Source organism: Exilispira thermophila (assembly GCF_055389015.1).
In genome coordinates this window covers 1935885-1948918 of the sequence record NZ_AP042476.1, presented here as the reverse complement: position 1 = coordinate 1948918, position 13034 = coordinate 1935885, and the positions used below count along the sequence as shown (strand labels likewise).

The 13034-nt window shown below is 22.7% G+C and carries 8 protein-coding genes; 7 read left to right on the top strand and 1 reads right to left on the bottom strand.

Features of this window, described 5'->3' with window-relative positions:
• Window positions 1-204 precede the first annotated feature (204 nt).
• The 3 genes from recJ to ACZ5EC_RS08195 are packed head-to-tail and all read left to right on the top strand — an operon-like array spanning window position 205 to window position 4659.
• Window positions 205-2433, top strand: a complete 2229-nt coding sequence (gene recJ, locus ACZ5EC_RS08205) for a single-stranded-DNA-specific exonuclease RecJ (RefSeq protein WP_464301997.1) — start codon at window positions 205-207, stop codon at window positions 2431-2433.
• Complete coding sequence (locus tag ACZ5EC_RS08200; protein ID WP_464301996.1) at window positions 2420-3148, top strand: hypothetical protein; 729 nt, start codon at window positions 2420-2422, stop codon at window positions 3146-3148. The genes recJ and ACZ5EC_RS08200 overlap by 14 nt, the downstream gene beginning before the upstream one ends.
• 41 nt (window positions 3149-3189) lie before the next feature.
• A complete protein-coding gene (locus ACZ5EC_RS08195) occupies window positions 3190-4659 on the top strand; it encodes a LamG domain-containing protein (RefSeq protein ID WP_464301995.1) in 1470 nt (489 codons plus the stop codon).
• A gap of 2 nt (window positions 4660-4661) precedes the next feature.
• Here the strand turns inward: ACZ5EC_RS08195 and ACZ5EC_RS08190 are convergent, their stop codons facing one another.
• Window positions 4662-7649, bottom strand: a complete 2988-nt coding sequence (locus ACZ5EC_RS08190) for a hybrid sensor histidine kinase/response regulator (protein WP_464301994.1) — start codon at window positions 7647-7649, stop codon at window positions 4662-4664.
• Window positions 7650-7994: 345 nt separating this feature from the next.
• On the opposite strand from ACZ5EC_RS08190, the gene ACZ5EC_RS08185 reads away from it, so the two are divergent.
• The 4 genes from ACZ5EC_RS08185 (at window position 7995) to ACZ5EC_RS08170 (ending at window position 12998) form a co-directional block, all read left to right on the top strand.
• Window positions 7995-9065 carry a metallophosphoesterase gene (locus tag ACZ5EC_RS08185; protein WP_464301993.1) on the top strand — a complete coding sequence of 357 codons (1071 nt, stop codon included), beginning with the start codon at window positions 7995-7997 and terminating at the stop codon, window positions 9063-9065.
• A 21-nt stretch (window positions 9066-9086) separates the two neighbouring features.
• Window positions 9087-10121, top strand: a complete 1035-nt coding sequence (locus ACZ5EC_RS08180) for a hypothetical protein (protein ID WP_464301992.1) — start codon at window positions 9087-9089, stop codon at window positions 10119-10121.
• A 216-nt stretch (window positions 10122-10337) separates the two neighbouring features.
• Entirely contained in the window at window positions 10338-11714 is a 1377-nt protein-coding gene (locus ACZ5EC_RS08175) for an MATE family efflux transporter (protein WP_464301991.1), read from the top strand.
• A gap of 288 nt (window positions 11715-12002) precedes the next feature.
• On the top strand, window positions 12003-12998 hold the full coding sequence (locus ACZ5EC_RS08170; protein ID WP_464301990.1) for an arsenic resistance protein: 996 nt from the start codon (window positions 12003-12005) through the stop codon (window positions 12996-12998).
• Window positions 12999-13034 lie beyond the last annotated feature (36 nt).

Below are 13034 nucleotides of genomic sequence, written 5' to 3'. Positions count from 1 at the left end.
TATGGATATTTATTCAAAATTACATTAATTTATGATATTTTTATTGATAGGCTCAATTATATCTGTTTTTATATTTAAATATTTTATATTAGTTTTACAAATAAATCTTTAAAAAATTATAATTGAAAATAACATATTTTCACTAACAAATTTAAATATTAAAAGTATTTGATTTTTAAAATATTTAAAGTTAAATAAAGGTATATGAAAATAAAATCTTATACAGGTAAAATTTGGTATTTAAATGATGAAAATAAAAGATTTAATGAACAGGAATTTTTTAAAGATATAGATAATATTGACTCTTATATATTTTCAGTACCTAAACCTATTTTAAAAATTCTCTATTCAAAGGGATTCACAAAACCTTTTCAAATTGATAAACTTTTCTTTTCTGATTTTTATTATACTTCAATTCCTTTCTTATATCAAGATATGTTAAAAAGCATTGAAAGAATTAAGGGGGCAATTAAGAATAAAGAAAAAATTGCAATATTTGGAGATTCTGATGTAGATGGAATTTTAGCTTTAACTTTGCTTTTTAATTTTTTAAAAACATTTGGTGCAGATATTATTTATGCAATACCTTCTGAAAATGAAGGGTATGGTTTAAGTAATGAGCGAATAGATTATTTTTACAAAAATGGTGTTAGTTTAATACTTACTGTTGATAACGGTATTTCTGCTATTTCAGAAGTTCAATATGCTAAAGAAAAAGGTATAGATGTAATTATTACTGACCATCATAATCCAAAAGAGGTTTTACCAGATGCTTATGCAATAATTAATCCTAAAATAGAAAAACACATTTATTTTAAATTTTTATCTGGATGTGGGGTAGCATTTAAACTAATTGAGGCATACCTTTTTTCAACAATAAAGTTATTTAATGAAATATTTATACTTGTTGATTTGTCAAAAATTGAATGGAAGATTAAGTCTAGAAAAGATATTTATATTAATATAGAAATTACTGAAATTAAACAGTTAACTATAAATAAAAATTTTAGTTATTCTGTTAAAGTAGAAAATAGTGAGTTTCTTAAAAAAGCTAATGATATTGCATTAAAAGGTGGTAATGTATTTAAGTTTGGTAATGTTATAGAAATAGAAAAATTACAGGAATTTATAGAGTCTTATTTTCCAGGAAAAACTGTTATTACTGATAATAAATCTCTATTATTCAGTTTTTTTAGGTCTATTAATATTTCTAATAAGGTTTTATCAGGTTTAAAACTCAAGGAATATAAAGAACTTTACCCTGATAAATATCCAAAAATTGGATTTATTCAATTTTTTAAAGAAAATTATCCAGAACCACATATGTTCAAATATTTTGAATTCTTTTCTCTTTTAAGAATGAATTATAAAAAAATATATAAATATCTTAAACAACAATTAAGTTATGTTGCTTTAGCAACTATTGCAGATATAATGCCTTTACAGGATGAAAATAGAATTTTTGTTAAAGAGGGATTAGAAAATATAAATTCCAGGACTTTAAAACAAATTGATGTAATGGTTTCAGATGTTTTTTATTTAGAATATCCTATAAGTTCTGAAGATGTTATCTGGAAGATTTCACCTATACTAAATTCTCCAGGAAGATTTGGTAAAGGTGAGATCCTGTTAAATTACTTTATATCAGATGACTATATTGAACTTAAACAGATAATATCAAATGTTATCTCTTTAAATAGAAAGAGGACAGAAACTGTTGATAGAATTATTAAATCGTTTCCAACTGTTCATGATGAAAACGATATCCTTGTATTTGAATTGACTGATACAGAGCATGGCCTCTCAGGATTACTTGCTTCAAGATTTGTTTCAATGTATAATAAACCAGCTATAGTGATTATTGATAATAAAGATAAAATAACTGGTTCTTTTAGAAGTTTTAAATTTTTAGATGCTTTTGATTTTTTAAGCAAATTTAATGATTATTTTGAAAATTTTGGGGGTCATCCTTCAGCATGTGGTTTTACATTGAAAAGGGAAAAATATAAAGAATTTTTAATTGAACTAAAAAAAACTATTAAAAAAGTTAAAGTTGAAAAAGATATTAAAAACTATTTTGACTGTATTTTGAATCTTGATGATATTAATGAAAATTTTAAAAAGTGGTATTTTATGATGGAACCTTTTGGTGAAGGTTTTAAAAAACCAATTTTTCTTTCATATCCTGTTGAGATTACAAATCTTAGATATATCGGTAGGGAAAATAGCTCAGCAAAATTTATTGTAAAACAGGGAGAAAATGAATTTGAATCTGTTTTTTTTAAATCCAAAACTTATTTGCAAAATGTTAAATTAAAGGATATAAAAGGGATTATTTATTCTTTTCAAAAAGATATTAATTCAGGTAAATTAAGTTTAAGAATCCATGATATATTTTTAGAGATTCAGGAGAACAAAAATGAATCCATTTAGAAGACCAAATTTTTATGTATGGTTATTTTTTATTTTTATAGTTAGTATTATAATCCTTTTTTATTTAAATCTTGTTTATTATGGCTTAAAGATGAATATTTATTTTTATATCTCATTATCAATTTCATTTTCAAGTTTTTTATTGTTAATATTATATTCACTTATAAAAATAAATAGTATTTCTACTTATATGAAAATTCTTAAAAAATTTGATCTTTCAGATACTGAAAGATTTAATCTTGATATAAGATTTCCGGAAAATGATGAATTTGGGAATTTAGGAAAATATCTTAATAATTTTGTAAAAACTCTATCCGAATTTGATAATTTAAAAAGGGAGAAAATAACCTTACTGGATAAAGGTAATGACCTTCTTATTGATCTAATAAATATTCCTACTATTGTCATTAATGAAAAACTCGAAATAGTAAAAGTTAATAATAGTTTTTATAAAGAATTAAAAATTAGTCCAGATCTAGAACTTGAAAAAACGAAGATTAATATTCTTTTACAGGGGGAAGAACCTTCAAAATATTTTACAGATATGTTATCAGGAGCTATAGAAGAAAATAAAAAGTATGATATTTCCTGTAATGTTGGTAATTCAAATTATTCTCTTACTATTTCTTATAACAAAGTTACTTCTTATAATTTTGTTTTAAGTCAATATTATATTTTTATAAATAAAAAACATAAAACAATATTTAATAAATAAAGTAGTATTAATTCTTTTTCTAATTTATCGATAAAATAATGATGAAAAACAAATTTATATTTTTCTTAATTGTATTATTATTTTTCTCTTTTTCAATAAAAAATACTGTAATTTATGAAAATAAAGATAATAACTGGAATAACATTTATAAAACTGAAGGTGTTAAAAAATTTCTTTTTAAAAATAATATAGCTTTTTCTTTAAAAGAAAATGAATACACTTATGATCAAAACACTGACCTTATTTTACATTTTAATTCTAAATATAAAGAAGATTTGAAAATATATGGAAATTACATAAAAAAATATATTTCATACATTCCTGATATAAATAATAAAATTTTAGGAAATGCATCAGCAAGTTTTTCACTTCACCATCATAAGATAGAGCTTTTTCCAACAGAAAATTCGATATTTTATCCTGGAAAGGAATTAAAATCATTTATTATAGATTTTTGGTTATATCCTCAAGCTTCATATGAAGGGAATACGATATTTTCTTATTATGGACCAACTTATATTAAAGAGTTTGATAAGATTGATTATGCAGGCATTAGATGTTATCTGGAGAAAAATCAAATTAAATTAACTTTTTCAAATATTTTTTATTTAAAAGATAATCCTATATCTTTTGATGTATTAACAAATGTATTTTTAGACATTGCAAGCTGGCAACATATTGCAATTAGTTATAATGCTTTAAATGGGAAACTTGTAATAACAAAAAATAATAGAAAAAAGAAGATAGTTTGGATAACTGAAACTGGTAAAGAAAATGGAACTTTGTTGGTTCCAAAGATTTCAGATTATTTAAAAGTTCCCTTAATAATAGGCAATTCATTTTTTGGTAATATTGATGAGTTTCATATTGGGAAGTATTATCAGGAAGAATTTAATTTAAGTAAATATATTACATCTTTTGGGGAAATTACATCAAAAGTAATAGATTTTAATTATTATTCCTCATTATATAAAAATTTTAAACCTATTGCAGATGAAAGTAATAAAACAAAAGTTTATGTTTTTGCAAGAGCTTCAGAAGAGATATTTGATGAAAATGATGATACAATTCCGTGGGAACAGATTACATCTAATGGACCTGTATTAAAAGGAAGATATGTTCAATGGAAATTAAAACTTTTCCCTTCATTTAATGGTGAATATAGCCCTTTAGTATATGATTTGAAATATGATTTTGTCCCAAATTATCCCCCTTCTAAACCAACAGGATTAACTTATGAACTATTGGGTAATGGTAAAATTTTGATAAAATGGGATAAGAATCTTGAAAGTGATATAAAAGGATATTATGTTTATTATGGAAAAAGATCAAGATTTTATATTGACCATGATGCAAAGGAAGGCGATTCTCCTATTTTTACTACAAATAACTATATAACTCTAACTTTAGATAAGTTTATTCAATACTATATATCAATCAGAGCGGTTGATGATGCTTATATCAATCAAAAATCTGTATTTTCAGATGAAATTATAGTAAGACCTGAATAAGTTTAAAATCTTAAATTTATTAAAGTTTTTACCATTAAATTGATAAGATCTTGAAATTCAAAAGGTTTTTGCAAAAGGACAATATCATCTTTAACATAGTTTAGTTTATTTATAAGATTAAGTGGATAACCAGAGATAAAGATCCAGGGGATATCTTTTAAATTTTTCATCCTTTTATAAAGATTGTAACCATTTTCCTGTTTTAAAATTACATCTGAAATTATAAAATCAAGATTATTATAATTAAGACTAATTTTATTTTTAGCATCTTGAAAATTATTAGCTACTATTGTTTCAATTCCAATATTATTAAAGGATTTTTTCAAAAATTTTAAAATAGTTTCTTCATCTTCTATTATTAAAATTTGTTTTATATTATTTTTTAAATAATTAATGTTATTTTCATTATTTGTATCTTTTATATGTTTAATGTTTTTATTTTCAGAAATATCTGCTGGTTTAAAATTAATAGAAAAATGGAGTGAAAAGGTAGTACCAACATTTGGTTTAGAAGTAACGCGAATAAATCCTTTATGTTGTTCTACAAATCCTTTAACAAATGATAAACCAAGTCCAGTTCCTTTTGTTTCTTCTTTAGTAGTAAAAAAAGGGTCAAAAATTTTGTTTATATATTCATCAGGTATTCCTGTACCTATGTCTTCAACTTTTATTACAACCATTTTTTTGTTTAAAAATTTTTCATCAACTTTTGGATATTCTTTTCTTGTTATTTTAATTGTTTTTACACTTATACTAATAGATCCAATTCCTTCCATTGCATCTTTAGCATTAATAAATAGATTCATTAATACATGAGATAATCCATTTTTATCAATTGTTATATAAATAGATTTATCAAAAGGTTTAAAACTAATTTTTACTCTTTCACCAATTAAATTTTTTAAAATTTTAATTTCATTTTTTAGATATTTGTTTATTTCAATTGTTTCTAATTGTGATGGTCTTTTTTTACTATATCCAAGTAAATTAGTTGTTAACTCTTTCCCCTTGTCAGTAAGATATAAAATATCGCTTATAGATTCTTTCAGGTTTTCAAAATTAGCATTTTCTAGGTTTTTATTTTTTATTAATGACTCTACCTGCATTCTAATTAATTCAAGATTACCTTTTATTCCAGTTAATAAATTGTTGAATTCATGAGCTACAGTTGATGTTATATTTCCTAAAGATTCAAATTTAGCAATTTCAGCATATTTTTTACTTAATTTTAGTCTATCTGTTAAATCATAGAAGATTATAATATATTGAATATTATTGTTATTTATGATCTTTTTTTTATGTATTTCAAATATATAAAATTTTTCTGTCTTTTTAAGTCTAAAAAAGAATTTTCTTGATTTAATATAGGGATTTTTTAAAAAATTGAAAAAAGCTATAGAATTAAAATCCTTTTTTAAAAAAAACTTTTTAATATTTTCGTCATCTAAATAATATAATTCCCCTCTAATATATGATAATAGAAAAAAATCAAACATATTTTTATTTATTATTTGTTTAGATTCTTTTTCGACTAGTTTTAAAAAGAATTTATTGGTTTGTATAATATTATAATTAAGGTCAATAACAATTGTTGGTAATGGAATTGATTCAAATAAGTTTTTATAATTTTCAATTGTTTCATTAATAGATTTATTGTATCTCATTGATTCAAGAAAATGAGCAATAATTTGACTCATAGAATCGAAAAGAGACTTATCATATGCTCTTAGTATTATTTTCTTTTCAATATAACATAAACCTAAAAGCCAGGAAGTGTCATTTTTTGGTTTAATTTCACATGTAATCTGGGACTTTATATTTAAATATTTAAATCCTTTATCTTTTTTAAATATAGGGTTATCTTCAGTAACAAAAACTGACTTATTTGATTTTGAAACCATTTTATTGATATTCATGAAAGAACTATCATTAATTAGGTCTTTTCCCTTATTTATCATATTTTGTATTTTTATATTTTTAAATTGTTCCCATAAATTATAAAATGATTTTGAATTATCTGAGTTTCTTAGATTTTTATGATTAAAAGGATATGAGAGAAATATATAATCAGCATTGTAAAATACTCTAATTTTTTCCAGAATTTCTTCAAATTTTTTGTTATAAGATTTATGTTTATTATAAAGAATAGAAAAAATTTCAGAGATAAGACTTTCTTTTTTAATATAGAAATTATTTTTAAGAATTAACAATTTTGGTGATAATTTATTATCTAAGTCTAATGTTATATCAATCATTGATATATCATTGTAGATATTATTTTTATAATATAATATACAGTTAGTTATTGTTTTATTATTGTTAATCTTTTTATTTAATTCAATAGTTTCAAATATATCATCAATTCTTTCCCCTTTTTTAATATCTTTAAATAATTTGTCAGGTGAATAAAAAGTTATTATTTCATTTTTATGGTTAAGAATAAAAAATGAAGTAAATCTTAAAGTTTCTAGAATTTTAATAAGTGGTAAGTTTTCAACTATTGTTGAATTAAGAGATTTTAAAACATTCTCTAATAAATTAAAGTTAGTTGTAATTAATGTATTTGTTTTTTTATCAAGTTTATGAGAAAATCCCAAAATATAAACTAATGACATATAATTGTTAACTTTAATAGTATATACATTTACAGAATATTTGTTTAAAAATTTTTCTTTATTCCTAATAGTAAATATTGTTGATAATAAATTATTATCTAAAGATATATTTATGATTTTATTGGTAGTTTTTAACTTGCTATTGTATTTATTTATAAAATTGGTATAAAAATTTTTAAAAGAAGAATTTTCATTTTTAATAGATAAATTTCTATTATTTATTTTTTTATCTATTTTTAAAAATACCCTATTTTTATTATATATCAAAAAAGATATTATAAACGCAGAGTATTTATTTAGAAATTTTAAGGTGAATTCATGAGACATTATAAGAAAGTTTGTAGAGAATAATTCAAAAGTAGTTTTTTTATCCATAGTTTTTCTCTTAAGTAAATGTAAACTGAAAATTATTCATATTTATAAATTTATTATATAATAAATTATAAAGTAATCAACTTTTTTCTTCTTTTTGTATGTAATTTTGTTTATTTTAAATAATAATATAATACATCTGGAAAAGTTTCATTAAACTTACAATAGAAAAATTTTAAAAAGTAACTATATTAAAGTAGTAAAGATGTAAACAAGATTAAAAATAAAAATATTAGTTTATTAAAATTATGATGGTTTTAGATAAAAAAATATAAGGTTTATTGGTTGAAAGTAATTGCTTAATATTAATGATGTAAAATGTTTAGGTAAAAAAAATTAGAGTTTGTTATGTTAAAAAAATATTTTGGAAAAATAAAATATAGATATTTAACTTCACATTATCTCACTTTTAAAAATACCAAAATTAATGAAATTAAAAACCCTTTTATAATGCATATTAGTGATATACCTTATGGTTATTATAATTTTGTTTTTTCTATTATTAATATTTTGAAACCAGAAATTGTGATACATACAGGTGATATAATTGATAATTTAAAACTTGAAATTAACAAAAAAATAAAAAATGAATATCAAGAAAAATTTCTTAATTTGATTAAAAGATTTCATTTAAATAAAGATATAATTTTTATCTTATTAGAAGGAAACCATGACAATTTTTCAGAGATTGAAAAAAATATAGATGATAATATAATATTTTTGAAAACAAAGTTTAAAAAGAAAGAGTTTATTGAAAAATTTAGTATAAGCAATTTCAAAAAAAATGATATGAATAATATAAACAAAAATATTTTAGATGAAGCTTATAAAATGGATCAAATTAAAATTATACCAGAGCTTTCAATTATCAATAAATTAAAAAAACAGAATAAAGAAATTAGTGAGAAAGACATTTATGACAACTTTGGTTATAAAATAGAAATTGGTAATTTAAAAATTTTAATCTCACATATTTTTCATAAAGAATATTTATCAACTTATAAATTGGATAATAAAATAAATAACAATATAGATAATAAAATAATTACTAAAATAAATAATAATGAAAATATTAAAATTAAAAATAATGATGAAGAAAATAATATAGACTATAAATTAAACAATAAAATTAATATTAATGAGATGAATAATAATATAAATTATAAAAAATATTATAATAGTATAAATATTAAAAATTTTGATAATTATTTAGATTTTTATCTTTATGGCCATGATTTAACAGTGTTCAATTTGTGTAATAAATCAGGTATATATTTCAAAAGTGGATGTAGATTATTAAATGGGTTAAACTATATAAATCTAATATATGAAAAAGATGATAAAGTAGTAAGAATAAAGTATCCTTCTTCTATAAATGAATGTCGAAAAATAAGAACTGGTTTTAGAAGAGGGATGTAAATTAAGGAAAAGGGGGGGTATATGCTTTTTTTAAGAAGATCATCAAATTATGTTTTTATTCAACCTATTAACATAGAAAAATTTAAGGAAAAATTTGAAAGTGTTTTTAATGTAAAACCAACATCCTTTTATATTGCTGGTGAATTAGCAAAAGAGGATACAACCATAATTTTTCTTACAGAAAATAATATTGTCAAAACTTCTGCAGAAGATGCTAAATATGTTTATTATCTTGATTTTAATTCTGAAGTTTTTCTTTCTCATTTAATTTTGAAACATCTATGTAAAGATGTAAAAGATATAAAGTTTGGACCTTCAAATATAATAATGCGCTATATTGAAAATTCAGAAAAAGTTAAAGAATTATTAATTGATAATTATAATGCTAAACCAATGAATGTATATGAAGCAATTTATGAAGGTGAATTAAATGATTCTATCATATTTCTTTCAAAAAAATCTCTTTCTAAAGTATTAAAATTCAAAGATACAATTCCAGAAGTTTTACTTATTAAAAAACCTGTTAATAAATTATTTGCTGAGTTAAATAATAATATTCTTATGTATATTGTCAGGTCACTTGATAAAATAGAAGGTATTGAATATGAGGTTGGATTATATGATAGTGAAGAGAGGTATGATCTTCATTATAAAAGATTAATGTTGGCTTTAGGAGCAATTGATGATGGGGGGTTTATTTTAAGTGAAGGTTGGTCAAAAGACCATCCCTTTGTTATGATTACAGTATTAATTTATAAAATGAGGATATTTTCATTTTTAAAACCAATAGAATTTAAAGAATTTCTCCTTGGCCTGGAATATAATGGAGATGGAGAAAGAGTAGCTGATTTCGACCTTTATTTAAAAGGGAAGAAAATATCATGGTTAAATAAAGAGGTTAAAAGTAAATTTAAAAATAGAGAAGAGATAGGTATGTACTATAGAGAAAAGTTGTATGAAAAGTTAGATGAATCTGCAGCAAAACAACTAAAGCTTTTTGATATAAAGTTAAAGGAAGAATCCAAAAAGAAAAGAGATCAAGGTGAAATGATTTAATATCTTTTTTTTAAAAATATTTTTTATATTCCTTTTTATATTCCTTATTTTTATAATCTTATAATCTTATGATGTATATTTTTCTTATTACTTGGATTTTTCTTATTATTTATTTTTGTATTTTTTGCAATATTTTATTGAAATTTATAAAAAATTAGTTAAGTTTTCTTAACTATTTAAGGCAATCAACTTTTATTTAAAATATAAGGATTATTGATGAATAAATTTAAAAATTTACAACAATATGACCTAACGAAGGGTAATATTTTAAAATCACTTTTAATTGTCGCTCTTCCTATTATGCTGAGTAACTTTTTACAAACTCTTTATAATATCACAGATGCTTTTTTTTTAGGAAAGTTGGGAAGAGCAGAAATTTCAGCCCCAACAATTTCATTTAACATAATCTTTTTTTTAATAATTTTTGGTATGGGTCTTTCAATGGCTGGTACAACTCTAATTGCCCAATCTAAAGGAAAAAAAGATCAGGAAAAAGTTGATTTTTATCTTGGCCAAACAACATTTTTATTGTTTTCTGGAGCAATTATTATAGCGATAATTGGAATCCTTTTAACTCCTTTTTTATTGAGAATACTACAAACTCCTGACGATGTATTCGTATTTGCTAAAGATTATATGACAATTGTGCTTGCTGGTTTACCCTTTATGTTTGGGATGTTTATCCTGTCTTCTTCGTTGCAGGGTATAGGTGATACAATAACACCATTAAAAATACAATTTTTTACTGTAAGTTTAAATATAATTCTTGATCCTATATTAATTTTTGGTATCTGGATTTTTCCACGATTAGGGGTAAAAGGTGCTGCAATTGCAACAGTTTTTGCAAGGATGATATCTACAATAATTGCATTAAATATTTTAATTAAAGGTAAAAAAGGTTTAAAATTAAAGAAAGAAAATCTAAAACCTGATAAAAATGCAATTCTTTTGTTTCTAAAAATTGGACTTCCAGCTTCTATAGGGCAGGGGTTATCTGCTTTAGGGTTTACTGTATTGCAAGGAATAGTTAATTCCTTTGGTACAGCAGTTGTAGCAGCATTTGGAGTGGGTAATAGAATTATATCTCTTTTTAATATGCCTGCTATGGGATTGTCAAGAGCTACTGTAACTTTGATGGGACAAAATTTGGGCGCAAAAAACATAAAAAGAGCAAAAAAAGCTGTAAATATAGCTGTTTGGGCAGATCTTGCATTTTTAATTCCTGCAATGACTTTTACTTTCTTTTTTGGAAATTCTTTTGTAAAATTTTTTGTTAATGATCCAGAAACAATTAAGTGGGGAGCTATGTTATTTAAAATAGTTTCACCATCAGTTGTATTTTTTGGAGTGTTTACAATTATAACAGGTGCATTTCAGGGTGCTGGTGATACTAAACCTGTTATGTTTCTAAATATTGGTAGATTATGGGGTATAAGAGTGCCTTTAGCATATGTTTTAGCAGTCATTGTTTTAAAAGATCCATTAGGGATCTGGTTTGCAATGTTTGCTTCAAACCTTTTAATTTCTTTGATAGGGATTTATTGGTTTTCAAGAGGGAAATGGATTCATGCAATAGATATAGATAAAATTTAGTTATCTTATTTTTTTCCATTTTATAAGTTAATTACCTATATATATCAAATTAAACATTATTTTTCTATTTCAATTAAGGTCTTTTTTATAATTTCGATTCTCTTTCATAATGTATGAATAATTATTCTAAATCCCCAGCAATTAGTAATATTTTTAATTTTATAGTTTAAAAATTAATTTATTATTTAATTTTCTTGACTCCTATTTAAATTTTTTTTATCTTTTATATATTGATATATGCCAATATAGGAATATTAAAAAATAAGCTAATATAAAAGGAGATATGTTATGAATCTTTTAAAAATTAAAAATCATCTGGATAAGTTTTTAATGGTTTATGTAACTTTAAGTATTATAGCTGGATTCTTTGTGGGTAAAAACATTAATGTTTCAGCACACAAAAATTTATTTAAAATATTAAACTTAACTGTTGTTATAATAATGATATACCCAATGATGATAAATTTACAGTTAGGTGAATTAAAAAACTCTATAAAATTGTGGAAACAAATAAGCATTGCTCTTCTTTTTGGTTTAATTTTAGCTCCTCTATTAATGTATGGACTTATAGCTTTAACAAAGCTTTTCCATAATGTTGAGCCAAATCTTGCATTAGGTTTAATTCTTGCAGTCGTTGTTCCCTGTTCATCAATGTCAATAGCATATACAGGATTCACTGATGGTAATTTTGAACTAGCAACAATTTTGGTTGCAATTTCTTTTACACTTGCAATTGTTACTGTTCCTTTATGGTTAAAAGTTTTTGCTTCAGCATACAATTTAAGTGTTTCAGCGTGGTTGTTAATAAAAACAATTATAATAGTTGTAATTATTCCTATGTTTCTTGGTGTGCTAACAAGATCAATACTTTTAAAAAAGCTTGGTGATGAAGGATTTCTAAAAATTAAACCATTATTTCCTTCAATATCCTTATTAGGTATGTATACAATAGTTTTTTTAATTTTTATGGAAAAAGCAAAACTAGTTGCAAGTAAACCTGCTGCGGTTGGTATATCATTGATCCCTTTAACATTCTATTATATTATTTCTTTAAGTTTTTTAACTTATTTTGATAAATTTCTTAAATTACCATATAAGGATCATATGGCAATTGCATTTACATCTGTTGGAAAAAATGAAGGTACAGCTATGGCAATTGCAATGGCTGCAGGGATGGGTATGATGGCAATTCCCTCTGCAATTACCCCTATTTTACAAATCCCAATGCTTGTAGGGTATGTAAAAATAGCAAATAAAGTTAAAAATTACTATGAAGGAAAATAATTTGTTTTATATAAAGGGTAAATAATTAAACTTTTA

Coding starts and splice junctions, on each gene's coding strand:
- ACZ5EC_RS08170 (WP_464301990.1), top strand. CDS start 12,003: ATGAATCTTTTAAAAATTAAAAATCATCTGGATAAGTTTTTAATGGTT.
- ACZ5EC_RS08200 (WP_464301996.1), top strand. CDS start 2,420: ATGAATCCATTTAGAAGACCAAATTTTTATGTATGGTTATTTTTTATT.
- ACZ5EC_RS08175 (WP_464301991.1), top strand. CDS start 10,338: ATGAATAAATTTAAAAATTTACAACAATATGACCTAACGAAGGGTAAT.
- ACZ5EC_RS08190 (WP_464301994.1), bottom strand. CDS start 7,649: ATGGATAAAAAAACTACTTTTGAATTATTCTCTACAAACTTTCTTATA.
- recJ (WP_464301997.1), top strand. CDS start 205: ATGAAAATAAAATCTTATACAGGTAAAATTTGGTATTTAAATGATGAA.
- ACZ5EC_RS08195 (WP_464301995.1), top strand. CDS start 3,190: ATGAAAAACAAATTTATATTTTTCTTAATTGTATTATTATTTTTCTCT.
- ACZ5EC_RS08185 (WP_464301993.1), top strand. CDS start 7,995: ATGTTAAAAAAATATTTTGGAAAAATAAAATATAGATATTTAACTTCA.
- ACZ5EC_RS08180 (WP_464301992.1), top strand. CDS start 9,087: ATGCTTTTTTTAAGAAGATCATCAAATTATGTTTTTATTCAACCTATT.